Origin of the sequence: Oerskovia sp. NPDC057915 (assembly GCF_042887685.1) — a bacterium.
Taxonomy (GTDB): domain Bacteria; phylum Actinomycetota; class Actinomycetes; order Actinomycetales; family Cellulomonadaceae; genus Oerskovia.
In genome coordinates, this window is record NZ_JBHVOS010000016.1 from 97,483 (window position 1) to 123,200 (window position 25,718).

The 25,718-nt window shown below is 73.9% G+C and carries 18 protein-coding genes; 12 read left to right on the forward strand and 6 right to left on the reverse strand.

Going from position 1 to position 25,718, the window contains the following annotated elements; translation table 11 throughout:
- The first annotated feature begins 51 nt into the window (after positions 1–51).
- Positions 52–375, forward strand: a complete 324-nt coding sequence (locus ACFVQ3_RS12360; protein WP_387639271.1) for a rhodanese-like domain-containing protein — start codon at positions 52–54, stop codon at positions 373–375.
- A gap of 99 nt (positions 376–474) precedes the next feature.
- Here the strand turns inward: ACFVQ3_RS12360 and ACFVQ3_RS12365 are convergent, their stop codons facing one another.
- Positions 475–2,289: a metallophosphoesterase gene (locus ACFVQ3_RS12365; protein WP_387639274.1), complete on the reverse strand. Its 1,815-nt coding sequence runs from the start codon at positions 2,287–2,289 to the stop codon at positions 475–477.
- 112 nt (positions 2,290–2,401) lie between these two features.
- Between ACFVQ3_RS12365 and ACFVQ3_RS12370 the strand changes: the two genes are divergently transcribed.
- Together ACFVQ3_RS12370 and ACFVQ3_RS12375 are read left to right on the forward strand one after the other, a co-directional pair.
- Complete coding sequence (locus tag ACFVQ3_RS12370) at positions 2,402–3,226, forward strand: DUF5926 family protein (RefSeq protein WP_387639276.1); 825 nt, start codon at positions 2,402–2,404, stop codon at positions 3,224–3,226.
- Positions 3,227–3,621: 395 nt separating this feature from the next.
- Positions 3,622–4,401, forward strand: coding sequence for a glycosyltransferase family 2 protein (locus ACFVQ3_RS12375; RefSeq protein WP_387639315.1), 780 nt, complete (start codon positions 3,622–3,624; stop codon positions 4,399–4,401).
- Between the two features lie 50 nt (positions 4,402–4,451).
- Here the strand turns inward: ACFVQ3_RS12375 and ACFVQ3_RS12380 are convergent, their stop codons facing one another.
- The 5 genes from ACFVQ3_RS12380 to ACFVQ3_RS12400 form a co-directional block, all read right to left on the reverse strand.
- A complete protein-coding gene (locus ACFVQ3_RS12380) occupies positions 4,452–9,128 on the reverse strand; it encodes a hypothetical protein (protein ID WP_387639279.1) in 4,677 nt (1,558 codons plus the stop codon).
- Positions 9,129–9,204: 76 nt separating this feature from the next.
- Complete coding sequence (locus ACFVQ3_RS12385) at positions 9,205–10,425, reverse strand: AI-2E family transporter (RefSeq protein ID WP_387639281.1); 1,221 nt, start codon at positions 10,423–10,425, stop codon at positions 9,205–9,207.
- Positions 10,426–10,478: 53 nt separating this feature from the next.
- A complete protein-coding gene (locus tag ACFVQ3_RS12390) occupies positions 10,479–11,723 on the reverse strand; it encodes a diacylglycerol/lipid kinase family protein (protein ID WP_387639284.1) in 1,245 nt (414 codons plus the stop codon).
- 130 nt (positions 11,724–11,853) lie between these two features.
- The gene (locus ACFVQ3_RS12395) at positions 11,854–13,791 is read right to left on the reverse strand and encodes an ABC transporter ATP-binding protein (RefSeq protein WP_387639286.1); all 1,938 of its coding nucleotides are present in this window, start codon (positions 13,789–13,791) and stop codon (positions 11,854–11,856) included.
- A complete protein-coding gene (locus ACFVQ3_RS12400; protein ID WP_387639289.1) occupies positions 13,788–15,617 on the reverse strand; it encodes an ABC transporter transmembrane domain-containing protein in 1,830 nt (609 codons plus the stop codon). Before ACFVQ3_RS12400 ends, ACFVQ3_RS12395 begins: the two co-directional genes overlap by 4 nt.
- 55 nt (positions 15,618–15,672) lie before the next feature.
- Between ACFVQ3_RS12400 and ACFVQ3_RS12405 the strand changes: the two genes are divergently transcribed.
- From ACFVQ3_RS12405 to ACFVQ3_RS12445, 9 genes are all read left to right on the forward strand, one after another.
- The gene (locus tag ACFVQ3_RS12405) at positions 15,673–16,686 is read left to right on the forward strand and encodes a helix-turn-helix domain-containing protein (RefSeq protein WP_387639292.1); all 1,014 of its coding nucleotides are present in this window, start codon (positions 15,673–15,675) and stop codon (positions 16,684–16,686) included.
- 62 nt (positions 16,687–16,748) lie between these two features.
- Positions 16,749–17,762, forward strand: a complete 1,014-nt coding sequence (locus ACFVQ3_RS12410; RefSeq protein WP_387639295.1) for an ABC transporter substrate-binding protein — start codon at positions 16,749–16,751, stop codon at positions 17,760–17,762.
- Positions 17,763–17,932: 170 nt separating this feature from the next.
- Entirely contained in the window at positions 17,933–18,913 is a 981-nt protein-coding gene (locus ACFVQ3_RS12415) for an ABC transporter substrate-binding protein (RefSeq protein ID WP_387639298.1), read from the forward strand.
- Positions 18,913–19,788 (forward strand): siderophore-interacting protein, encoded by an 876-nt coding sequence (locus tag ACFVQ3_RS12420; RefSeq protein WP_387639317.1) that lies wholly within the window; start codon positions 18,913–18,915, stop codon positions 19,786–19,788. Before ACFVQ3_RS12415 ends, ACFVQ3_RS12420 begins: the two co-directional genes overlap by 1 nt.
- Position 19,789: 1 nt before the next feature.
- A complete protein-coding gene (locus ACFVQ3_RS12425; protein ID WP_387639301.1) occupies positions 19,790–20,953 on the forward strand; it encodes a Fe(3+)-siderophore ABC transporter permease in 1,164 nt (387 codons plus the stop codon).
- 41 nt (positions 20,954–20,994) lie between these two features.
- Positions 20,995–22,098, forward strand: coding sequence for an iron-enterobactin ABC transporter permease (fepG, locus tag ACFVQ3_RS12430; protein ID WP_387639318.1), 1,104 nt, complete (start codon positions 20,995–20,997; stop codon positions 22,096–22,098).
- 86 nt (positions 22,099–22,184) lie between these two features.
- Positions 22,185–23,069, forward strand: coding sequence for an ABC transporter ATP-binding protein (locus ACFVQ3_RS12435; RefSeq protein ID WP_387639304.1), 885 nt, complete (start codon positions 22,185–22,187; stop codon positions 23,067–23,069).
- A 282-nt stretch (positions 23,070–23,351) separates the two neighbouring features.
- Positions 23,352–24,659 carry a serine--tRNA ligase gene (gene serS / locus ACFVQ3_RS12440; protein WP_387639307.1) on the forward strand — a complete coding sequence of 436 codons (1,308 nt, stop codon included), beginning with the start codon at positions 23,352–23,354 and terminating at the stop codon, positions 24,657–24,659.
- A 161-nt stretch (positions 24,660–24,820) separates the two neighbouring features.
- The gene (locus ACFVQ3_RS12445; RefSeq protein WP_387639321.1) at positions 24,821–25,603 is read left to right on the forward strand and encodes an HAD family hydrolase; all 783 of its coding nucleotides are present in this window, start codon (positions 24,821–24,823) and stop codon (positions 25,601–25,603) included.
- Positions 25,604–25,718: the final 115 nt, after the last annotated feature.

Below are 25,718 nucleotides of genomic sequence, written 5' to 3' on the forward strand. Positions count from 1 at the left end.
GCCCGTGAACGCGGCCCGACGACGTCTCGTCAGAAACGTAGGCTGGTCACCATGTTCCCGCCTCAGGTACCCACGACCGACGTGTCCGAGCTCGACGCCGAGCGCCCCGTGCCCGAGGGCGTCGTGCTCCTCGACGTGCGCGAGCAGGACGAGTGGGACGCGGGCCACGCGCCCGACGCCGTCCACATCCCCCTCGGCGAGCTCCCCGTCCGCTGGGGCGAGCTCGACCCCGACGTGCCGATCCTCGTGATCTGCCACTCGGGCGGCCGGTCGGCGCGCGCCGCCGCGTGGCTCAACCAGGGCGACTTCGACGCGACCAACCTCGACGGCGGCATGGTCGCGTGGTCGCAGCGAGGGTTCCCGGTCGAGCGGTAGCCGAGCGGTAGAGGTCGTCCCGGCAGACCTGCCTCGCCGGTAGACCGGCCCCGCTGGCAGACCTGCCTCGCCGGCCGCCCCGCACCCCGGCCGGCGGCCCTACCCCGCCGGGACCCCGTCCACCGGGGCGTCGTCCTCGACGGGCGGCACGTCGGCGCCTTCCTCGCCCGGGGGCACGGCGTCCTCGTCGGGGACCGGCTGCTCGACGACGAGCGGCCAGGGCTGTCGTGGTCCGACGTCGGCGGCCCCGTCCGGGGTCACGGAGACGATCTGCCAGTCGACGATCCGTCGCTCGACCGGGTCGAACCGCAGCAGCGTCATCTCGGCCGTGCCCTTGAGGGGCCCGATGCGGGACGCGTTCGCGATGGCGCCGGCCGTACTCCCGTTGACGTAGCGGATGCCGCCGCCGACCTGTTCCGGGTCGGCGCGCGTGTGCATGTGGCCGGAGAGCTGGGCGGGCACGCAGCCCGACTCCATGGGGACGTTGCCGACGCGGGGGGTGTGGATGAGCAGGATGTCGATCCCGTCCTCGGCCTCGCACGCGACGTCCGTCAGGCGCGCGGCCTGCGCGACGGCTCCTCCGGCGCGGGTCGTGGGGCCTTCGATGAGGCCTGGTGCCATGGCGTCGCTGTCGCCGAGGATGCGGATCCCCTGGACGTCGAGGATCCCTCCGTCGAGCACCTTGGCGCCTCGGGACCGTTCGCGGGCCGAGGTCTCGGTCGAGTCGTGGTTGCCGTCGGCGACGACCATGGTCGTGCCCTTGGGAAGGGCCGACATGTAGGCGTCCACGCAGAAGTTCTCGACCGCGGTCCCGTTCATGGTGGTGTCGCCCGCGTTGAGGACCAGGGTCGCGGAGGACCGGTCGATGGTCGTCCGGATCAGCGGCGCCATCCCGATGTTGCAGTGCAGGTCGCTGATGAGCAGCATCGTCACGAGCTCTGCGTCGTCGGTGGGCGAGGGGGAGGGAGAGGGGGTGGGCGGACCGTCGCTCGCGCCGGTCCCGGCGGTGCCCTCCGTGCCTTCGACCGCGTCCGGCGGGATCGCGTCACCCCCGGTGTCCGCGCCTGCGTCCGGGCCCGTCCCCGTCTCGGCCTCCGCAGCCGCCGCAGCCGCAGCCGCAGCCGCCTCGGCCTCGGCTTCCGCCTCGTCGATCGCGTCACGCTGGTCCCACGCGGCCACCAGGTTCTTGTCGGCCATGTCGTAGAACTCGTCGTTCTCCCGCAGGAAGTCGACGACCATCCCCCCGTAGGTGTCGACGATCCCGGCGAGCCGGCCGGTGATGCGGGCACCCTCGAGAGGGGTCCCGGCGAAGACCGCGGAGGTGGGGGTCGTCGTCTCGAGGTCGCGGTCCTGGGTCGACGAGGACAGCGACCCGGCGACGAGGGAGACGATCGCGACGCTCGCCGTGATCTCCCACGTGCGAGGGGCCAGGATCGAGGTCAGCTCGTCCCGTCGGGCCGCCCCGAGGACCACGTACCCGAGGGCGCCCACGGCGCCGGCCACGAGGATCGCGAACCCGGTGCGTCGCAGCGCGTCGACGACCAGTGCACGGACGGCGTGCCCGATCGACTCCTGCGGGCCGCTGAAGAACTGCAGGTAGCTCTCGAGGTCGTTCGTGAGCCCGGCGAGCGTCGTGGCCTGGTCGACCGCGGTGAGGTCGGCCGGGATCTCCTTGACCGTGACGCTCGCGCCGAGGCCGGCGGGAAGGGGCGAGTCGATCTGCAGGGTGCCGAGCGGCCCCAGGTCGACGGTGACGACGCTGTCCGTGGTCACCTCGTAGCGGGCCTCGTGGGGACCGAGGCTGAGGTCCGCGGTCGCGGTCGTCACGCCCCAGACGACGCAGGGGACGAGTACCGCGACGACGGTGAGGGTCCAGCGGACCCATCGGGGTGGCGTGCGGTGCGTGGTGGTCATCGGGTCCAGCCTTGCCGATCATGAGTGGGGTCGCCATCGGCGCGCCGGGTGCACCAGGGGCTGGTTCGTCACAGGGGTCGGCGTGCAGTTCAGTCCTACTACACTTCCCCCCATGGCCAAGAACTCGACGCCCGACTTCGTGCTGCGCCCCTTCGAGGGCCTCCCCGGGGAGACCGACTGGGTCGCCCTGCGAGAGGTCGTCCCGTCGGCCTCGGCACCTGCCCGCACGACGAAGGACTTCGGTGCGCGCGACGTCCTCGTGGTGACGGTCCTGCCTGCCGGCTGGGCCGCGCTGCACCGCCAGGACGGCACGATCCTCCTGGCCCTCCAGACCATCGCCGGGTCCGGGGACACGAGCCGCGACCTCGCTGCCGCCCTCCTGGAGGCCATCGAGGCCGAGCCGGGCACGTCGATCGAGCTGGGCGAGCTGCCCGGCCCGGGTCCGCGCCTGCAGGACGTCCTGGACCTGTCCGTGCCGTTCGACGTCACGGTCCACGACGACTTCTCGTTCTGGCTCGACCCCTCGACGGACGTCACGCCGGACCTCAAGGCGTCGCTCGACCAGGCGTCGGAGTCGATCGTCCCCACGGTCAAGCTCTCCTCGGTCGAGTCAGCCTACTGGTGCTCGATGAGCCGTGAGTTCCTGCGCTGGGCCTGGCCCGTGGGCGAGGAGGCGCTGATCGACGCGATCTCGCGCCTGCACGCCAAGCGGGAGTCGGGCCTCGGCGGCGGCAAGTTCGTCGGTGCGTTCCGTTCGAGCGGCCTGCTGGTCCCGGTGTGGGAGCTGCCGCGCGGCACGGAGGCGGCAGACCTCGAGGAGCCTGCGAAGGAGCTCAAGGCGAAGCTCGACGCGGCGCTCGCGGTGACCGAGCCGCTCGACGCGAACGAGCGCCGTGCACGGGCGGGCATCGTGTCCCGCCAGGTCACGCTGCGCTGATCCCGGCGCGGAGGGCATAGAGGTTCGGCAGGGGGCGACAGCACCCGGGCGTCGCCGGTACGGCGCCCGGGTGCTGACGCCCCTTCCGTGTGCTCTCTCGTGCGTCGCGTCGGACACCTCCGAGGCGGGTACTCTCGGCGTGGTCGCGATGTGGCGGCCGACCGCCGGTCGAGGGCAGGCGGCAATACCTCGTCAAGAACCCGGGCACACCGTTCCCGGGGAGACAGCCGTGACTTTGCCACCAAGAGTGTGGCAAACTGCGGGAAACTCTTTGCACTACTAGGCTGGACGGCGTGAACGCGGACCATCGGTCGACCGAGTCAGGAAAGAACACCACCACCGGAACCACCGGCGAGACCGTCGGCGTCCCCGCGAACGGGACGCACGCGCTCCCGGTGGCGAAGACCCCGCGCCCCGCACCGCTCACGGGCGGCGGCAGGCAGAAGCAGCGCGTGGCGGTGATCATCCCCGCCAAGGACGAGGCGCGCCGCATCGCGGCGACCGTCCGCGCGGCCAAGGCGATCCCGCACGTGGACCTGGTCCTGGTCGTCGACGACGGCAGCGAGGACAGCACCCAGCACGTCGCGCGCGAGGCGGGGGCCGTCGTCGTGCGTCACTCGCACAACCGCGGCAAGGCCGCGGCCATGGAGACGGGCGCCGCGGTCGTCGCGATGCGCGACGTCGCCGACCGTCCCGCGCGTCTCCTGCTCTTCATCGACGGCGACCTGGGGGAGACGGCGGTCAACACGTCGCCGCTCGTCGACCCGGTGCTGAACGGTGCCGCGGACATGTCGATCGCCCTGCTCCCGCCGCAGCCCGGCGCGGGTGGCCGCGGCATCGTCGTGGGTGCCGCCCGCCGCGCGATCCAGTCGATGACGGGGTGGACGCCCACGCAGCCGTTGTCGGGCATGCGGTGCCTGACGCGTGAGGCCTTCGAGGCCGCGACGCCGCTCGCTCGCGGCTGGGGCGTCGAGACCGGTCTGACGATCGACCTGCTCCGCAAGGGGTACGTCGCGGTCGAGGTCCCGTGCGACCTGCGCCACCGCCCGTCCGGCTCGGACCTCAAGGGCCAGATCCACCGTGCGAACCAGTACCGCGACGTGCAGCTCGCGGTCGGGTCGCGGCGCGTGCGCAGCGCGATCGACGCGCTGAGCGGCAGCAGGCACTCGAAGTAGCACGTCACGACGAAGCGCCCGGGCGGTCTCCGCCCGGGCGCTTCGTCGTCCTACCTGCCCGACGCCGCAGGTTGCGTCGCGTCGGGGGGTGCGGCTCCGTCGTCGGGCGCCTCGTCCTGCCTGTCCGACCCGACGGGAGCCGCGCCCTCGGTGGCGCCCTCGTCCGGGCCGGGCGCCGGCCGCGCCGACGCGTGCAGGACCGTGATCGTCAGGAGCGGGATCGCCGGGATGAGCGCGATCATCGCGATGCGCACCCCGAAGTCGTTCACGACGGAACCCGCGACGCAGACGATCCACAGCGCGAGGAGCGCCGGGCGCAGGAGGGGCCAGGCCGCCTCTGTGCGCGCGAACCACGGCGGCGTGAACCGCCTGGAGCCGAAGAGGAGCAGTGCCGCGGCGACGAGCACCAGGATCGTGAGCCACACGGGGACGCCGCCCAGGACCGAGCGCAGGGCGTACCCGGCCTTGCGGGCAAGGGTCTCCCACGCGCTGCCGTCCAGCACCTGCGCGACGAAGCGGCCGAGGTGCGACCGCTGGTCCGGTGGGCGCATCCAGTCGAGGACGCCCACCACCGCGACCGCAGCGACGCCCGTCGCCGCGACGGCGAGGAACCGCCGCCACGTGACCCGCGCCCCCGAGGCCGCGAGACCCAGCACGGCGAACGCAGGGACGAGGACCAGGCCACCGCCCAGGTCCGCACCCCACGTGGGCCACACGTCGATCGCCATCGTGACGACGCCGATGACCCCGACGGTCACGGCGGCGGCGACCCGCCGGTGCCGCAGCACGAGCCACTGCGCGAGGGCGGCCGCCAGGAAGAGCGCCGCCACGGCGTACACGGAGAACGTCGGGTTGCCGAACCCGTAGAAGCGCGCGCCGAACGTCGGCGCCGACCCGAGCGGGCTGGCACGGTTGAGCGGGGTGCCGATCACCGCGTCGAGGCTCAGGGCCACGAAGGTGACGCCCGCGACGATCCCCGGGGCCAGCCAGACGGGCCGTCGCGGAGCGAGCGCCCCGAGAGCCGCGACGATCGCCGTCACGCCGACCGTCGCCAGGACGAGCGCGAGCATCGGGTTCGCGAACTGCCACCACCCCGTCAGCGACGTGAGGAAGGCCGCAGCGGGGAGCGCGGCGATCACGAGGGCCGACCCTCGGGCCCACGCCCAACCACGCGCCCACCACGCCCGCGCCCGGGACGAGCGTGCCCGTGACGCCACCGGAGCGAGCGCGAGGCACGCGACCCCGAGCGCGAGGGCGGCGTAGAGGGGGACGTCGACGAAGAACGAGTACACGGTGCGGCGCACGTGGTCGCGCGACGTCAGGTCCGCCAGCGAGGACGCCGTCGTGGCAGCGTCCGGGGCCCGGACCGACCCCCACGCCAGCGGGGTGTCCTGGATGCGCGGCGGAGGCGTCACGCCGGCCGCGCTCAGGATCGTCGCGGGGACGTCGAGGAGGCGCGCCACGCCGTCGGTCCGGGTGGCCGCGCTCGTGATGAAGCGTGCCTGCTCCGGACCGTCGAGCGACGGACGGGCGAGGGCGACGCCGAGGACGGGGCGCGCACCCGGGGTGCCGCTCACGTCCACGACCAGCACCGTCGCGCGGGACGGTGCGCGGTCGAGCACGGTGCGCACACGCTCGTCGACCGCGCGAAGGCGCTCGGCCCGCAGGGCCTGGCGGTCGGCGGACTGCTCGGCCGCCGTCCGGCTGGGGTCCAGGGGAGGCAGGGTCGCGTCGCCGGCGTCGATCACCGTGACGGGGCAGGCGAAGGTGTCGGCCCCCGGCGCGAACGCCGCGGAGGGGTCGCGGTAGCGGGAGACGGTGCCGTCCGCGGCCGCGAGGGCGGCTGCGGCCCCCGGCCCGACGGCGGTCGCGCACGTCGCGGAGGACAGGGCGCCCCCCAGCACGCCCAGTCTGGCCTGGTAGGTCGAGCCGGGCTGCAAGGAGACCAGGTCCGCCCAGCCCGACACCTGGGCACCGTCGCCGCTCGCGACCGGGACGAGGTCGGGGCACGCCCAGGCGCCGTCCGACCCACGCTCGGTCGTGACCTCGGCGAGCTGGCCCGCGGACAGGGCGAGCCACCCACCCGCGACGCAGCGGCTCGCGGCACCCGTGGGCTGCGAGACACCTGCAGCACCCGCACCGTCGGAGAGCATGTCGTTGAGCGTCGGCGTCGTACCCGACGCGACGTCGTCCCAGGTCACCCCGGCGGTGCCCACCACGACCAGCGGCTGGTCCGCAGCGATCACGTCGGCCCTGCCAGGGGCGACCTCGGACCCGGCGGGCACCGAGGTGGACGGCGAGCGCACGCCGGCCGCCCCGAGCACGCTCGAGGCGAGGAGTATCACGAGGAACATGCCGCCCCCCACCGTCGCGACCATGGTGGGCATGCGACGGACACCCGGAGCCTGCGCCCTCGCCCCGACGGCGCGTCCGTCGGCGTCCGAGCTGCCTCGAGCCCCGCTCTCAGCGGGCGTGGCGTCGTCCGCGGGCGCTGCGTCGTCCGCCATGAAGCCAGGCACGAGCATCGCGGTGCCGACCACGAAGACCATGATCCCGATGATGATGCCCGAGTCGTTGAGGACGGACCCGACCCCCGCGACCACCACGAGGGCGATCGCCGTGGGCTTGAGCAGCGGCCACGCCCTGTACGCCGCAGCCACCTCCGGCAGCCGCCACCGTTCGGGGCGCAGGAGGACGATGCTCAGCCCGACCACGAGGACGGTCGCGAGCACACCCCCCGGGTTGGCGATCGTCTCCCAGGCACCGGCGGCCTTGCGGGCGATCACCTCGAAGGCCCCGCCGTCGAGCATCGACTGGACGAACCCTCCCAGGTGCGAGCTGCCCGTCGGCGAGAGCCAGTCGATCACGGAGATCACGGCGACGACGAGAACCGTCACCCCGGCCACGACCGCGATCCGCAAGGCCGTGAGGCGGACCTTGCCCACGAGCAGGGCCAGGACCGCGAAGGCGGGCACCAGGGCCAGGATCCCGCCGAAGTCCGCGCCGAACCCCGGCCAGCCGTCGATGACGACCGTGACCGCGCCGACGACGGCGACGAGGAACGCCCCGAGCCGCCTGCGTCCGCGCTCGACGGCCGCGCTCGCCAGGCCGCCCGCGAGGACGAGGCCCGCGACCGCGTAGACGGCGAAGGTGACGTTGTTGAACCCGTAGAAGCGCGTGAAGTTGACCACCGCGGACGTCCCGAGCAACGACGCCTGCTGCAACGTGGTGCCCGTCGCCCCGTCGACCGTGAGCACCAGCCACGTCACGCCCGCGAGCGAGGTCGGCAGGGCCCACGGGCGCCGCGGGAGCAGGCGGGAGCAGAGCCAGGCCACGACCGCGACCAGCACGGTACCGGCGGTCAGGGCGAGCGTCGCCGCGGCGTTCGGGGCGCTCCAGACCCACCACCGGGACAGGCTGGCGAGGGACGCGCCGACGGGCGCCGAGGCGACCACCAGCAGGACGGCCGTCGTGACGCGCCGTCCCACCCTGCCGGGCGGTACCGGTGTCGGGGAGCCCCGTCGCTGAGCTGCCCTGCGCACCCACATCAACCCACCCAGCGTCACGACGAGCGCCGTGATCAGCAGGCCCACGAGCACCGGGTAGAGGCTCGGGATGGTGCTGGTCAGGACCGAGAAGTACTGCCGGTTCTCGACCGTCCGGGCGACGTCCATGCGACGGGTCTCACCCAGGGAGATGGGGGCGCCGTCGAGGCCCTCGGTGCTCGCGCCCGCCTCGTGGACGATGGTCGCCGAGACGTCGACGAGCTGGACGATGCCGTCGGTCTGCGTCGAGGGGGAGTGGAGCCAGGTGCCGGTCGCGACCTCGGGTCGCCAGTCGACCACGACCTGGGGCCCGGGCTCGCCGACCGGTCCTGCGGAGACCCCGGCGATCAGGACGCGGGTGCCCAGGTCGGCTTCCTTCACGATGCGCCGCAGCGTCGCGTCCAGGGCCTCGAGGCTGTCGCCTCGTCGTCCCGTGCTGTCGAAGAGCTCCCCCTGGTCGATCACGGTGACGGGGCACGACTGCAGGTCGCCTGCGGGGATCTGGTCGATCCCTGAGACGTAGCGCGACACGTGACCGGCCCCGTCGGCGAGCATGACCGCGGCTCCTGGTCCGACCGCCGTCGCGCAGACGCCGACGTCGGCGAGCCGTTGCGCGACGGTGCCTGCCGGGTGCGTGGTCGTGACGTCGTCGGGCTGCTGGGTCAGGGCGGCCCACCCCGGGATCGTGGCGGGACCCTCGAGGTCCGGGCTCGCGGCGATCGGTTGTGGGAGCTCCGGGCACCCCGTGACCGCGGGGTCCGACTCGCCGTCCTCCCCGGGCTCTTCGGGCTCGCCCGTCGGGGTGGGCGTGTTCGTGGTCGACACCATCTGGCCCGCCGAGAGGGTCAGCCAGGCGTCGGTGGTGCACGCCGTCCGCCCCGCGACGAGCGACGCGACGGAGCCGGTGCGGATCATGCTCCAGAGCGTGGGCGTGGCGGCCCGGGAGATGTCGCGCCAGTACAGGCCCGCCACGGCGACGAGGATGGTCGGCGTCGGTTCGGTCGACGTCTCGGTCGGGGCCTGGGCGAGCGCGGGGTCGCTCGTGGTCGCCACCGGAGCGCCCGGCAGGGCGTGCCCGGGCAGCGCGGTGCCGACCAGGCAGGCCAGCGCGAGCAGGAGGGCGACGGCCGTCCGGAGCGTGCGCGGTCGCGAGAAGGGCAGGTCAGCGGCCGGTTTCGTCACCGGACCAGCGTACGGGGAGCGCTTCCGGGGGCCCGCTCGAACAGCACGTCGGGCACCGTTCCTCCACGAGGTCGGCTCATCGTGGGGTCGGCCCGCCGGGGGCCTCGTCGGCGCCCGCCCCGTCGCTTGCGTCCTCGGAGGACGCCTCCGCGGCGGCTGCGTCGGCCTGGTTCGCTGCGTCTGCCGGTTCCGCTGCGTCTGTCGGTTCCGCGGCCGGCGCCGGGCCCGGGTTCGGCGGCGGGGCCGCCGACGTGTCCCCCGACAGGTAGCGCAGCCAGGCCGAGCCCGGGTCACCCTCGATGACGAGCGCCCGGGTGAGCAGGGTCAGCGGGATCGCGAGGATCGCACCCAGCGGGCCGATGACGAGCGTCCAGAACACCACCGAGAAGAAGCTCAGCGTGAGGCTCAGGTTCACGGCGTCGGCCACGAACTTGGGCTGCACCAGCACCTGCAGGACCACGTTGACGACGCAGTAGACGGCGACCACGGCCAGGGCGAGCGGCCAGCCGCCCACGACGAGCGCCATGACCGCCGGGGGGACCAGGCCGAGCACGAACCCGATGTTGGGGACGAAGTTGGTGACGAACGCGAGGATCGCCCAGACCGCCGGGGCGGGGACGCCCATCCACCACAGCGCGAGGCCGTCGATGATCGCGACGACCGCTCCGAACGACGCGTTGACCACGAAGTAGCGGCGGACGCCCGAGTTGTACGCCGTGATGCGGTCGAGCGTCGCGGGGCGCTGCCCACCGAAGCGCGAGCGCGCGTCCTGGTAGCGCGTCGCGTCGGCGGCCATGAAGATCACGTAGGCGAGCACGAAGAAGAAGGCCGTGAGGACCGACATGGCGGTCCCCCCGATCGTCGCGGCGAAGCCCGCGAGCGTGCTCGGGTCGAGCCACGACGTCACCGCGTCCGTGACCTGCCCCTCGACACCGAAGGACTCCAACCACGTCGTGGCCTGCGTCACCATGGCCGACAGGTCGTCCAGGTACTGCCCCACGAGGTTCGCGAACTGCACGCCCGCGAACGCGAGGAGCGCCGCGAGCGCGCCCAGGATCAGGTAGGCCACCACGATCGTCGCGGTCGTGGCCGCCCACCGGGGCCACCCGCGCCGCTGGAGCGGTGCCCGGACCGGCTGCACGATGATGACCACGACCGCGGCGAGAGCCAGCGGGCCGAACAGGCTGCGCGCGAAGTAGACCCCGGCGAGGACGATCACGGCGGCGGCCAGGCTGAGCAGGGTGCGGGTCGAGGGGGCCAGACCTGGCGGCCGAGGAGCGTCCTGCAGTGCGGTCATCTGGGTGGTGCTCCTCGGTAGGTCGGTACGTCAGGTCGAATGATGCCTGCCGGTCAGGCGGTCCGCACGACCAGACCGCCCGGCTCGACCCAGGCCTCGAGCTCGACGGCCCTGCCCAGGAGGTCGCCGTCGACCTGCGCCTGCTCGCCGCCCTCGACGCGGACCCGGACGCGCTTGGCGCGCGCGTGGTCGATCCGGCCGATCTTCGCGGGCAGGTCGTTGCGCACCCCGAAGCCCTGCATGACGACGTCGCCGAACAGCTGTGCCCAGCCCACGACGCCGCCCCGGGTGTCGATCGCGGCGACGTCGAGGATGCCGTCGTCGAGCACCGCGTCGGGCAGGAGCGTGATGCCACCCGGCAGCTTGCCGCAGTTCCCGACCAGCAGCGTGCGGAGCTTGGCGTTGACCGGTGGCGTGTCGTCGAGCTGGATCTGGGCGCGCAGCCGACGGCCGTGCAGGTGGCGGATGCCCGCGACGAAGTACGCGACCCAACCCACCCTGGCCTTGAGGGTCGCGTCGGCGTCGGCGACCATCGCGGCGTCGAACCCGAGCCCCGCGATGACGAGGAAGATGTGCGCCGTCTCGGTGTCCTGCTCGGGGAGGGCGTCGCCGGTCCTGCGGGTCGCGCCGGTCGTGCCGGCCCCGCCCGGGTCGGCGTCGCCGGGAACCCCGTCGGTCCCGGAGGCTGCGTCGTCGCCCGCCGTGCCCGTGCCCGAGGTGCCGGTCCGTGCGGGGTCGCGCGCGGCGCCGTCGGGCTGGGCGAACTCCAGGACGCGCGCCCACCCGACGTCGATCACGCGGTCCGCACCCGCGACGACGATGCGCAGGGCCTCGTCCGGGTCGGCGACGGGCAGGTCGAGGTTGCGCGCGAGGAGGTTGCCCGTCCCGAGCGGCACCAGGCCCATGGGCTTGCCGGTGCCGACCATGCCCTCGGCGACCGCCCGGACCGTGCCGTCACCACCGACTGCGACGACGATGTCGGCGCCGCGGGCCAGGGCCTCGCGGGTCTGCCCGACGCCCGGGTCCTCGATCGTGGTCTCGAGCCACAGGGGTTCGGGCAGGTCGGCCTCGGCGCACACGCGCCGGACCGTCCGTTCGAGGTTCGCGACCGCGGGCTTCGACGGGTTCGCGACGAACGCGATGAGCTGTCCGACGTCCTCCGCGAGGGCCTCGGTGACCGCGAGCGGGGGGTCGAGGCGTCGTCGGCGCCGCTGCTGCGACCAGACCGTCGTCGCGACGGTGAGCGCGACGGCGGAGATGGCGACCGCTGCGACCCCCAACCACATTTCCCAACCCATGTCGGACACGGTAGCGCTCGGTGTGCCGGGGGTGACGTGCGAGGCCGCCGAAGGTGACGCACTCGACTGCCGAGGGTGACGGACGCGCCCGCCGAGGGTGACGCGCCGTCACCCTCGGCACGTGGAACGGTCATCCTCGGCGGTCTGCCGCGCCTCGCTCCCACGCAGCCCACAGCTCCGCGTACCGACCGCCGGCCTCGCACAGCGCGTCGTGGGTCCCCGACTCGACGATCCGCCCAGCCTCCATGACGACGACACGGTCGGCGGTCCGGGCCTGGCTGAGCCGGTGCGCGATGACGACGGCGGTCCGCCCGGACAGCACTGCCCGGGCGGCCAGGTCGAGGGTCGCGGCGCCGTCGGTCCCGACCTCCGCGGTCGCCTCGTCGAGCACGACGACCGCCGGGTCGAGCAGCAGGATCCGCGCGAGGGCGAGCTGCTGCGCACGGTCGGGCGGCAGGTCGAGCCCGCCCGCACCGACCATGGTGGCGAGGCCGTCGGGCAGGTCGTGGGCCCAGTGCGCCTCGACCGCGTCGAGGGCCGCGGTCAGCTCGTCGTCGGTCGCTTCGGGGGCCGCGAGGCGCAGGTCCTCGGCGAGCGTCCCGCTGAAGACGTGGACCTCCTGGCTCACCATCGCGGCGCCGTCTCGTCGGCCGGCGGCGTCCTGCACGGCCCGACGGCGTCGCCCCGGTTCCTCGCCGAGCACCCTGACCGTGCCGCGCGTCGGGCGGTGGATGCCCATCGCGAGCTTCGCGACCGACGTCTTGCCCGCTCCTGACGCCCCGACGAGCGCGACACGCTCGCCCTCGGCGATGTCGAGGTCGATGTCGACGACGACGTCGTGCCCGGGGGAGTAGGCGAACGTCACGCCCCGGAGCACGACGGCGGAGCGCGTCCTCCGTGAGGAGGTCGCCGGGCTGAGGTGGTCACCCTGGGCGGACAGGGCGTCGCCCTCGGCAAGAGGGCGGTCACCCTCGGCGAACGGGGCGTCACCCTGGGCGGACAGCGCGTCACCTTCGGCGGAGCTCCGGTCGCCCTCGGCGGTCGCAGCCGTCGCCGTCGTCACGCCCACGAGCCGTGCGAGCCCCGCACCCGCCTTCTGGATCTCGTCGAACTCGCCCAGCACCGTCCCGATCGGCCCGAACAGCCGGTGGAAGTACAGTGCGGCCGCCGTCGCGGCGCCCACCGTCACGGCGTCGCCCGACACGAGCCAGAACCCCACGGTGAGCACGGCCCCGAGCCCGATCAGCTCGGCGACGTTGAGGCGGTTGTAGAACCGGGTGAGCAGCCCGATCCCGGTCAGCGCGAGGTCGATCGCACGCAGCGAGGACCGGGCGACGAGGGCCTCGTGCCGGTCGCCGTGGCCGAGCGTCGTGACGGTCGTCGCGCCCGCGACGGTCTCGATGACCTGCTCGGTGCGCTGCGCCTCGGCGACACGCACCTCCCGGTACACGGGGCCCGAGCGACGCAGGAACCAGCGCAGCGACACGACCTGCAGGGGAGCGGCCGCGACCGCGGCGAGCGCGAAGCGCCAGTCCAGGGCGCCGAGCCCCACGAGCGTCAGGACGATCGTGAACGCTGCGGACGTGACCGCGGGCAGCACGCCCGAGATCGCCTCGCTCACGGCGTCGACGTCTCCCGAGACGCGCGCGACGACGTCGCCGACGCCCGCGTGCTCGACCTGTTCGAGGGGCAGGTCGAGCGCACTCGCGAGGACGTCCTCGCGCAGGTCGGCGAGGGCTCCCTCGCAGATCCGGGCGAGCAGGGTCTGGCCGAGGTAGCCGAGCCCGGCGCTCAGCACGCCGGCTCCGAGGAGGAGCAGCGCGTAGCGGACGAGGTCGGAGGTCTCGCCGCCCTCCGCCACGACGTTGACCAGGGCCCCGAGCAGCGCGGGGGCCGCTAGACCCGCGACGGACCCGGCGAGGAGGACCGCGACGGTCCCGGCGAAGAGCCACCGGCGCCGCGTGAGCATGCGCCACAGGGCCGCGTTGGTCGCGGCGGTCGTGGCGACGGGCAGGATCTCGTGCGCGGGCGCGACGCGCGGCACCCGGGCAGCGGTACCGGCGCTCACGAGGCGACCAGCTCGGCGTCGGAGCCGGCGTCGGAGCCGGCAGCGGCGTCGGAGCCGGCAGCGGCGTCGGAGCCGGCCGCGCCGGCACCAGCCGTGCCGTCCGGGCCAGCACCGCCGGCGCTCACAGCGACCACCACTTGGTCGCACACCGCGAGCAGCGTCGGGCTGGTCGTGACGAGCAGCAGCGCGCGGTCGGGCATCGTCCGGAGCGCCGCGGCGATCCGGGCCTCGGTCACGGTGTCGACGGCGGTCGTCGGGTCGTGCAGCACGAGCACGGGTTCGGGGCGGTGCAGGGCCCGGCCGAGGACGAGGCGTTGGCGCTGCCCGCCGGACAGGTGCTGGCCGCGGCCGGTCAGGTGGGTGTCGAGGCCGTCGGGCAGGTGCCCGAGGACCTCGGTCGTCCCCGAGGCGTCGAGCGCGCGCGGGTCGAGCGGGCCGTCGGGCGCGAGGTTGGCGCGCACGCTCGTGCTGAACAGCGACGCGTCGTGCCGGGCCGCGAAGACGAGCGTGCGTCCGGTCGCGGGGTCGAGCGTCGAGAGGTCGGTCCCGTCGACGACGACGGCTCCGGGTGGGGCGGGCGCGCGGCACCCGAGGACGTCGACGAGCGCGGCCGCGTCTTCGGCGTCGGGCACGACGACGCCCACGACCTGGCCGCGGCGGACCGTGACGGGTGGGACCTCGGAGCCGCCGAAGATCCCGGCGAGGGTCACCGCGCCGCCCGGCGGCACCGCGCCGCCCGGCGGCACCGCGCCCGCGCCCGCACCCGCGCCCACGGGCCCGGCCGCAGGGCTGTGGACGGTCGGCTCGCCGAGCAGGCGGAGCAGGCGCCGTGCGGACGCCCGCTTCTGTGCGAGCTCGACGCCGAGGAACCCGGTCCGGGACATGGGCTCCTGGACGAACTGGGCGAGCCCCACGACGGCGACGAGCTCGCCCACGGTGATCTGCCCGGCGAGCGCCATGCGGCCCGCGAACAGCGCGACCACGGCGAGGAACACGACCGAGAGCACCTCGCTGACGGCCTGGTACGCGGCGCGGGAGCGGACGGCGCGGAGCGCGGCCCCGAGGGAGCCCCGGCTCGCGCGGCGGTAGCGGTCGGCGGCGGCCTCCTCGGCGCCCAGGCCCTTGAGGACGCGCAGGCCGGTGACGAGGTCGGTCGCGAGGCTGCCGGCGCGCGCAGCGGTCTCCTGCTCGGCCTCGCTGCGGGCCTCGAGCGGCACGGACAGCCGGTGCATGACGAGCAGCATCACGGGGGTAGCGACGAGGACAGCGACGCCGAGCGGGACGGAGACGAGCAGGAGGCTCGCGGCGGTCGTGCCGATCGCGGCGAGCGCGCCGAGCTGTCCGGTGACGAGCCAGGCGATCCCTGCGACACGGTTCGTGTCGGAGGAGGCGATGGTCAGGGTCTCGCCCGCGGCGCGGCGCCGGGCCATGCCGCGCGGGTCGAGGATGCGCGCGACGGTGAGCTGGCGCAGGTCGTGCGCCGCGAACGAGAACGCGCGGACGGTGGAGCGCATGCCGATGCGCCACGCCATGGTCAGGACGAGGAAGACGGCCGTGAGGACGCCGAGCCACAGCCCGAGCGCGGCACCGTCGCGAGGCATGATCGCGCGGTCCACGACCACGCCGATGAGCACGGGCACGAGAGCCTCGGCGACCTGGTGGACCATGAAGCCGCTCGCGCCCGCGGTCAGCAGGAGCCACCGGCGGTTGCCTGCGAGGACGAGGCGGAAGATGCCGCCGACGGTCGTCGGCGGCGCGTCGACACCTGTCGGCGGGGGAGGAGAGCCCGGCTCCGGGCGTGCGGGACGGCGAGGTCGGAGGGGCATGCTTGCTAAGGTAATGCTTACCTTCCTGAGCCGATGTGGGATAGCCTGCCCAATCATGTCGCTCATCGGCCAGGCCTCCTCCGCTCCCCTCGTGCCCGTCCGCCTCCCGGGCGGCGGCCCGGGGACCACCGGCGGCCCCGGGATCACCGGCGGCCCCTGCGACTCCGACGCCGCCGAGGGCGCCGCGCTCCTCGCGGCGGCGCGCGAGGTCCGGTCCGTGTCGACGTCGCACTTCCCGCCCAGCACGCCGGGCCTGTGGCCCGTGCACGTGCACGCGTTCCACGAGCTGCTGTGGGGCACGCAGGGCGTGCTGACGGTCGAGACCGAGCACGGCTTCTTCGCGGTCCCGCCGACGATCGGCCTGTGGATCCCCGCGGGCGTCGCGCACGCGGTCCAGACGGCCGGCGGCACGGGCTTCTACTGCACGTACGTGGACGCGGACGTGGCGGCCTCGCCCGCGCTGCCGGCGTCGGGCCCGGAGCCCGCGGACGACCCGTTCGTCGCGGTCCTCGACCGCGCGCACCGCACCACCGCGGTCTCGGTCCCGCCCGCGGCGCGCGAGCTCATGGTCCACCTGTCGCAGCGCGACATGGCCCCGGCGGCCCGACGGCGCAGCGAGCGTGTCGTCGTCGACCTCCTGTCTCCCGTGGACGTCACGCCCATGGTGCTGCCCATGCCCTCGGACGCGCGCCTGGCGTCGGTCGCCAGGCGTCTGCTGGACGACCCTGCCGACACGCGGTCGCTCGAGGCGTGGGCGCGCGAGGTGTCGGTGAGCGTGCGCAACTTCTCCCGGCTGTTCCACCGGGAGACGGGCATGACGTTCGCGCAGTGGCGCATCCACGCGCGGGTCCGGGTCGCGATCGGGCTGCTCGCGGGCGGGATGCCGGTGGGGACGGTCGGGCGCAGGGTCGGGTACCGGACGCCGAGCGCGTTCGTGCAGTCGTTCCGGCGGGTGCTCGGTCACACGCCGGGCTGGTACGTGGCCTCGGTGAGGGCCGATGCGGAACATCCCCTGGCCGCTGGTGGCGATGATCGGCCGGTCCCGCAGCCACGGGCCTGGTTAGGGTAGGGATACCTAACCACTCCTGGCGACGACCGCCGCGCCGCCGCCACCTGCCCAGGAGCACACCTGTGACCCTCGTCCTGCCTGCCCACCCCGACATCTCCGACGTGACGCCCCATCCGGTCGCCGAGGAACAGTGGCAGCGGATCGTCGCGGCGATCACCCGGCGCGACTTCCTGATCGGCGCCGGGGCCCTGACGGTCGCCGGGATCCTCGCCGCGTGCGGCGACGGGCAGTCCGGGTCCGCGGTCGCGGGCGGGGAGACCCAGCCCTTCGAGCACGACGGCTACCGCACCGACCTCCCCCTGCACCCCGAGCGGGTCGTCGTCCTGGAGGCCCGTGCGGGCCTCGAGTTCGCGCTCCTCGCCGGCCTGCCGATCGTGGCGACCGAGTGGTCGGACGAGAGCCACCTCATGGCGCACCTCCCGAAGGGGGTCGAGCGCCTCGGCGGCTCCAACATCGAGCCCAACGCGGAGTCGATCCTGTCCCACCAGCCCGACATGCTCGTCGTCGGCGCGGGGTGGTGGACCTACTACCAGGAGAACGAGCTGCTGGCCGACGGCATCGCGCCCGTCCTCGTCGTCGGCGACGACGACCCCGACTGGAAGGGGTCGCTGCGGCGCCAGCTCGCCGCGTTCGGTCGCGAGAAGCAGGCGACCGACGCGATCGACGCCTACGACGCCACGGTCGCGGACGTCGCCGCCGAGATCGCCCCGCTCGTCGCCGGACGCACGGTCGTCATCGCGGGCGCCGACGAGGAGGGCTTCTGGATCCAGGAGCCCGACAGCTTCTGCTCGGGCATCGCGCGCGACGTCGGCATGGACCTCGTGGTCCCCGAGGCCGGGCAGAGCAACGGCTCGGTGTCGAGGTACTCGTTCGAGAACCTCGACGTCTTCCACGGCGCCGACCTGGTCGTGCTCCAGAACCCCGACGACCCGGCGACGACCAACCCTGCCTGGCAGGCCGTGCCCGCCGTCCAGGCGGGCCGCGTCGCCGAGCTCCGCTACGACCGCAACTTCGGGCTCGCCCTGACGGCGCAGGTCTTCGCGGAGGACCTGCGCGAGGCAGCGCGCCTCCTCTGACCCTGGGCCCCGGCCCCGGCCATGAGGCTCGCCACGACCCGGCCCGCCACGACCCGACCCGGCCCGGCAGACCCGGCCCGGCCGACCCGCGCCGCGACCCTGCGGCCCCACCCGCCACCCCACCTCCACCCGCCGCGACCTGCGCGGCCCCTCCCGAACCAGGACGTCCCATGACCACACGCACCCCACGCACCACCCGTACCGCCCGCTCAGCCCTGGTCGCCGCCTCCGCGGCGACGGTCGCCCTGCTGCTCGGTGCGTGCGCCTCGGGCACCGACGCGGGCTCCGGCTCCGGCGAGGCCGAGACCCGCACGGTCGACAGCGCGTTCGGCGAGACCACGATCCCGACCGACCCGCAGGCCGCGCTCGGCGTCTACACGACCGACCTCGACATGCTGATCACGCTCGGCATCCCGCTCGCGGACTCCCAGCCGATCCGCTCGCAGGGGTACACGACCTTCCCGTCGTTCTTCGACCAGAAGGCGCTCGAGGGCATCAAGACGTTCGAGAACTTCCCCGAGTACAACTACGAGGAGATCCTCGCGGCCGAGCCCGACGTGATCCTCAACGGTCTGGGCTACGACGACGAGCTCGTGACCAAGCTCCCCGACATCGCCCCGACGTACAGCTTCAACGGGTTCGACGGCCGCGACTGGCGCGAGAGCTTCGCCGAGGTCGCGAAGGCGTTCGACAAGGTCGCCGAGCACGACGCCTGGACCGCGAAGTACCAGGCCAAGGTCGACGACGTGAAGGCACGTCTCGCCGCGGCCGGCATCGACCCGGTCGTCGGGCCGGTCGGGTACGGCGACGGCGAGGTCATCACGTCCTGCTACGGCACGCCCTGCCTCGTCTTCAAGGACCTCGGCCTCAGGATCACGCCCCTCGTCGAGCCCGAGGAGGGCACGACGCTCGGCACCGAGCAGCTCGAGCAGCTCGCGGGCATCGACTGGGTCTTCACCTCGACGGCCCCCGACGAGAAGACGGGCGAGCTCACCGACCCGTTCGCCGAGCTCGCGGGCAACGGCCTGTGGACGTCGCTGCCGTTCGTCGCGAACGGGAACGTCGCCGTGCACGACATGGAGATGATCTACGGCTCGCCCAGCGGCCAGTACGCGTTCCTCGAGGTCGTCGAGAAGGCGCTGCTGCCGTGATGCGCATCCACCGCGCCGAGGTCGTGGCCGTCGAGCGCCTGACCGCCGGCATGATCCGGGTCACGCTCGGCGGCGAGGGCCTCGCGGACTTCGGGTCCACGGGCGTCGGCGACGAGTACGTGCGCCTGTTCCTCCCCTCGCCGGGCGAGGCCGAGCCGGTCCTGCCGTTCGCGACCGAGGACTCGTGGGACTACCCCGAGGGCGTCGTCCCCTCGCCCATGCGGACCTACACGATCCGTGCCGTGCCCTCACCGGGCCTGGTCGTGATCGACTTCGTCGTCCACGACGGGGGAGTCGCCGCGACCTGGGCCCAGCAGGCCAAGCCGGGCGACGTCGTCGGGCTGAACTCCCCGCGCGGGCTGTACGACCCGCCCGCGGACCTCGCGTGGCAGGTCCTCCTCGCGGACGCGACGGGCCTGCCCGCGGTCGGCCGGCTGATCGAGCAGGCCCCGGCGGGCGTGCGCACGCGCGTCGTCGTCGAGGTGCCCGACGCGGGCCACCGCCAGTCCTTCCCCGTGAACCCCGACGTCGAGATCGCGTGGGTCTACGGCGGCAACGGCCACGGGCCGTGCCGGCTCGAGGAGATCCTGCGGAGCATCGACCTGCCCGACGGCGCCGGGTACGTCTGGTTCGCGGGCGAGACCAAGGTGCTGCGCGCCGTCCGCAGGTACCTGCGCCACGAGCGCGGTCTGCCCGTCACGGCCTACAAGACCATCGGGTACTGGACCGCCGGCGGCGAGGAGTGGGAGGAGCGCTGGGAGAACCTCGACCCGAGCGTCAAGGCGTGGATCGACGCCCTGTGGGCGGACGAGGAGCGCGACGAGGAAGAGATCACCGACGAGTACTTCGACAAGCTCGAGTCGCTGGGGCTGTGAGATGACGACGACCGAACGCGCTCCCGCGCGCGCGCCCGACGAGCCTGTGGCCGGCGAGGCCGTGCCCGACGAGCCTGTGGCCGGCGAGGCCGTGCCCGACGAGCCTGTGGCCGGCGAGGCCCGGGCCGCGAGCACTCCCGAGAAGGCGCCCGGCCTCGCCGCGACCAACGCGACCCGCACCGCCTGGCTGCTCGTCGCCGTCGGGGTCCTGGTCGTGATGGTCTTCGTGAGCCTCGCCGTGGGCTCCAAGACGATCCCGCTCGCCTCGGTGTGGTCCGCGCTCGTCGACGCGCCCGGCGCCGACCCGAACGACGTGGTCATCCTGCGCGACCTGCGCCTGCCCCGCACGGCCCTGGGCCTGCTGGTGGGCGTCGCGCTCGGGCTCTCGGGCGCGCTGATCCAGGCGCTGACCCGCAACCCGCTCGCCGACCCCGGCATCCTGGGCGTCAACGCGGGGGCAGGGTTCGCCGTGGTGCTCGGGGTCGCGACGTTCGGCGTCGTCAACATCCAGCAGTACATCTGGTTCGCGTTCCTCGGGGCCGTCGTGACGACCGTCGTGGTCTACCTCATCGGCTCGCTCGGGCGCGGGGGAGCGACGCCGATCCGGCTCACGCTCGCCGGCATCTCGATCGGCGCCGTGCTGGGCGGGATCTCGTCGGGGATCACGCTGCTCAACCCGCAGGTCTTCGACAAGATGCGCTACTGGGGCGCGGGCACGCTCAGCAACCGCTCGTGGGAGATGGTCGGGACGGTCACGCCGTTCATCCTCGTGGGCGTCGTGCTCGCGGTCGTCGCGGCGCGCCCGCTCAACGCGGTCGCGCTCGGCGACGACCTCGCGCGGTCCCTCGGGGCCAGCATCCACCGCACCCGCACGATCGTGGTCGTCGCGGTCACGCTCCTGTGCGGGGCGGCGACGGCCGCCGCGGGCCCCATCGGGTTCGTGGGGCTCATGGTCCCGCACGTCGCGCGCTGGATCGTGGGCCCCGACCAGCGGTGGATCCTGTCCTACACGCTCGTCATGTCGCCGATCCTGCTCCTGGTGTCCGACGTCGCAGCGCGCCTGGTCCTGCGGCCCGCCGAGCTGCAGGTCGGCATCGTGACCGCGTTCGTCGGCGCCCCCGTCCTCATCTGGCTCGTGCGACGCAGGCAGGTGAGCGGGCTGTGACGACTCCTGTGCAGAGGCCGCCCGCGGACGAGGCCGCCCGCGTGGCAGGCCGTGCCCCGGGTGCCTCGGGTGCCCCGGGGTCCGGTGTGCCCGGTGCCCGCCTCGACTTCGGACGCCCCACGCGCGTCGTGCGCTCGCGCCGCGGACGGTTCTCCGCACGCCTCGACGTGCGCGCCGCCGTCGTGACCCTCGTGCTCGTCGTGCTCGCCGCGGCCGTGGGCGTCGTCGCGCTCGGCGTCGGCGACTACGCGGTCGCCGTGCCCGACGTGCTGCGCGCCCTCACCGGCGAAGCCCCCGAGGTGATCCGCATGGTCGTCGTCGAGTGGCGCCTCCCGCGCGTCCTGCTCGCGATCCTGCTCGGCGGTGCCCTCGGGATGAGCGGCGCGATCTTCCAGTCCCTGACCCGCAACCCCCTCGGCAGCCCCGACATCATCGGGTTCAACACGGGGGCGTACACCGGGGCGCTCGTCGTGATCCTCCTGCTCGGCGGCTCGTACAGCGCCGTCGCCGCCGGGGCCATGATCGGCGGGCTCGTGACCGCGGGCATCGTCTACCTGCTCGCGTACAAGAACGGCGTCCAGGGGTTCCGGCTCATCATCGTCGGCATCGCGATCAGCGCCATGCTGGCATCCGTCAACACGTGGCTCATCCTCAAGGCCGACCTCGCGCGGGCCATGGCCGCCGCAACCTGGGGAGCGGGCAGCCTCAACGGGCTGTCCTGGACCCAGGTGCTCCCCGTCGTGCTCATCCTCGCGGTTCTCGTGCCGCCCCTGTTCCTCCTGGGGCGACGCATGGACGTCCTCGAGATGGGCGACGACGCCGCACAAGCCCTCGGGGTCCGCTCCGAACGCACGCGGCTCTCGCTCGTCGTCGTGGGGGTCGCGCTCACCGCGCTCGTCACGGCCGCGGCCGGACCGATCGCGTTCATCTCGCTCGCCGCGCCCCAGCTCGCCCGGCGGCTCACGCGCGGCGCGACCGTCGGCCTCGCGTCGTCGGCCGCCATGGGGGCCGCGCTGCTCGCCGCGAGCGACCTCGTCGCGCAGCGGGCGTTCGCGCCCACGCAGCTCCCCGTGGGCGTCGTGACCGTCAGCATCGGCGGCTGCTACCTCGTGTGGCTGCTCGCCCGGGAGGCGAGGCGGCAGTGAGCCCCCCTGCTCGGCCCGCCCCGCGCCTGGCCGCGCCGGTCACCAGCGCACCCCCGACCAGCCCCACCCCTCCCGAGGAGACGGCGATGACCGCCACGACCACGACCCCGGCCACCCCGACCCCCGCCGTGGCCGACGCACCTGCGGCGAGCCCCGCCGTCGGGCCGGCCGCCCTCGCGCCGCCCAACGAGCCCCGGCTGCGCGCCCAAGGGCTCAGCATCGGGTACCACGAACGCATCGTGTCCCAAGGGCTCGACGTCGCGATCCCCGACCGGTCCTTCACCGTCATCGTCGGGCCCAACGCGTGCGGCAAGTCGACCCTGCTGCGCGCCCTGTCGCGGCTGCTCACCCCGAGCGCCGGGCAGGTCGTGCTCGACGGGAAGACCATCACGTCGTACAAGGCCAAGGAGGTCGCGCGGCGGCTCGGGCTCCTGCCCCAGACGTCGATCGCGCCCGACGGCATCACCGTCGCCGACCTCGTGGCCCGCGGCCGCTACCCGCACCAGAAGCTCCTGCGGCAGTGGTCGCGCGAGGACGAGGACGCCGTCGTGCGGGCGCTCGCGGCCACGCAGGTCACGCCGCTGTCGGCGCGGCCCGTCGACGAGCTGTCCGGCGGGCAGCGCCAACGTGTGTGGGTGTCGATGGTGCTCGCGCAGGAGACCGAGCTGCTGCTGCTCGACGAGCCCACGACGTTCCTCGACATCGCGCACCAGATCGAGCTGCTCGAGCTGTTCGGCGACCTCAACCGCGAGGGCCGCACGCTCGTCGCGGTGCTGCACGACCTCAACCATGCCTGCCGCTACGCGACGCACCTCGTCGCGATGAAGGACGGGGCCGTGGTGGCGCAGGGGGCGCCGGGCGAGATCGTGACGGCCGAGCTGGTCGAGGAGGTGTTCGGGCTGCGCTGCACGATCATCGACGACCCGGTCACGGGGACGCCGCTGGTGATCCCGCTGGGCCGCCGGGGGTGACGTGCCTGCTCGCCGAGGGTGACGGACCTGGCTGCCGGGGGTGACGGACCTGCCTGCCGGGGGTGACGGACCTGGCTGCCGGGGGTGACGGACCTGCCTGCCGGGGGTGACGGGCCTGCCTGCCGAGGGCGACGTGACGGTCACCGTCGGCGGTCCTGGGCGTCACCGTCGGCGCCGCGGCGCGTCACCGTCGGCGGTCCCGGACGTCACCGTCGGCGCCTCCGCGCGTCACCCTCGGCGGGGCCGTGCCGCGCCCTCCCGCACGTTGGATACCCTCTAGTGGTGATCGATCTTCGACTTCTGCGCGACAACCCCGACGTCGTCCGCGCCAGCCAGGTGGCTCGCGGCGACGACCCCGCCCTCGTGGACCAGGCGCTCGACGCCGACTCCCGCCGTCGCAGCGCGCTGACGGACTTCGAGCAGATGCGCGCCGAGCAGAAGTCCCTGGGCAAGAAGGTCGCGCAGGCGAAGGGCGACGAGAAGACCGCCCTGCTCGCGCACACCAAGCAGCTCGCGGAGGGCGTCAAGGCCCGGCAGAAGGACGCCGACGACGCCGAGGCGCAGCTCAAGTCGATCCTGTACAAGATCTCGAACGTGATCGAGGGGGCGCCCCCCGGCGGCGAGGACGACTACGTCGTGCTCCGCGAGGAGGGCACCATCCGCGACTTCGCGGCCGAGGGTTTCACGCCCCGCGACCACCTCGAGCTGGGCGAGGGCCTGCGCGCTATCGACACCGAGCGTGGTGCCAAGGTGTCGGGCGCCCGCTTCTACTACCTGACCGGGGTCGGGGCCCGCCTCGAGCTCGCGCTGCTCAACGCGGCCATGGACCAGGCGTTCCAGGAGGGCTTCACGCCCGTCATCACGCCCACGCTCGTGCGCCCCGAGATCATGCAGGGCACGGGTTTCCTGGGCGAGCACGCGGACGAGATCTACCGCCTCGAGGCCGACGACCTGTACCTGGTCGGCACGAGCGAGGTCGCGCTCGCGGGCTACCACTCGGGCGAGATCCTCGACCTGTCGGACGGCCCCAAGCGCTACGCGGGCTGGAGCGCGTGCTACCGCCGCGAGGCCGGCTCGTACGGCAAGGACACGCGCGGCATCATCCGCGTACACCAGTTCCACAAGGTCGAGATGTTCAGCTACGTCGACCCGGCCGACGCCGAGGCCGAGCACCAGCGTCTCCTCGCCTGGGAGGAGGCCATGCTGCGCAAGTGCGAGCTGCCGTACCGCGTGATCGACACGGCCGCGGGCGACCTGGGGTCGAGCGCGGCCCGCAAGTTCGACTGCGAGGCCTGGCTGCCGACGCAGGAGCGCTACCTCGAGCTGACGTCGACCTCGAACTGCACGACGTTCCAGGCCCGCCGCCTGGGCGTGCGCGAGCGCGTCGAGGTCGACGGCAGGTCGGAGACCCGCACGGTCGCGACGCTCAACGGCACGCTGGGCACGACGCGCTGGATCGTCGCGATCCTCGAGAACCACCAGCAGCCCGACGGCTCGGTCCGCGTCCCGGAGGGCCTGCGGCCCTACCTGGGCGGGCTCGAGGTCCTGGAGCCGGTGGTCGCGTCGGGCTCGTCGAAGGGCACGGCGTGACGGGCACGCCGGACAGCACGGTCACCACGAGCACCCCCCAGCCCGACGACGTCGCTCCCGCGGGCGCGCCGTCGCACCCGGGCGGGGTGGCGCCGTCGGGCACGGAGGGACGCCCGGGCACTGCCGGTGCCGCGAACCCGGCCCGCCCGGGGGAGGGGCCGCTGCTCGTCGCGCTCGACATCGACGGGACGATCCTGAGCCACGACGACGTCCTGAGCGACGGTGTCGCGGACGCGATCGCGGCCGTGCGCGCGGCGGGGCACCACGTGCTGCTGTCGTCGGGCCGGTCGCTCATCGCGGTGCTGCCCATCGCCGAGCGCCTGGGCCTCTCCGAGGGGTACATGGTGTGCTCGAACGGCGCCGTGACGGCCCGCTTCGACGACGCGTCGCCCACGGGCTACGTGGTCGACGAGATGATCACGTTCAACCCGGAGAACGCGCTGCGCCTGCTGCGCGACCAGCTCCCGGACGCGCTCTTCGCGGTCGAGGACGTCGGGATCGGCTTCCGCATGAACGACCTCTTCCCGCACGGCGAGCTCGACGGCGTGCACGACGTCGTCGACTTCGAGGAGCTGTGGTCGGGCGAGGTCACGCGTGTCGTGGTGCGCAACCCGGGGTCGACGAGCGCGGAGTTCAGCGCGCTGGCCGGCTCCCTGGGGCTGAGCGACGTCACCTACGCCGTGGGGTGGACGGCGTGGATGGACATCGCGCCGCTGGGAGTGACCAAGGCGAGCGCCCTGGAGCGCGTGCGCGGGCTGCTCGGCGTGGCTCCGGGCGCGACCGTGGCCGTGGGCGACGGCAGCAACGACATCGACATGCTGCGCTGGGCCGGTCGCGGGGTGGCCATGGGCCACGCCGAGCCCGAGGTCAAGGCGGCGGCGGACGAGGTCACGGGCAGCATCGACGAGGCCGGTGCGGTCGCGGTGCTGCGCAGCCTGGTCTGAGGCGCGAGCAGACGCGCGGGAAGCGTCTGCCTGGCACTCGGCGATTTTCTCCAGGAGGCCGACCCCGCCGAGGTAGACCCGTGCGCGTGAGGTAGACCTCCGGGAGGTCTACCTC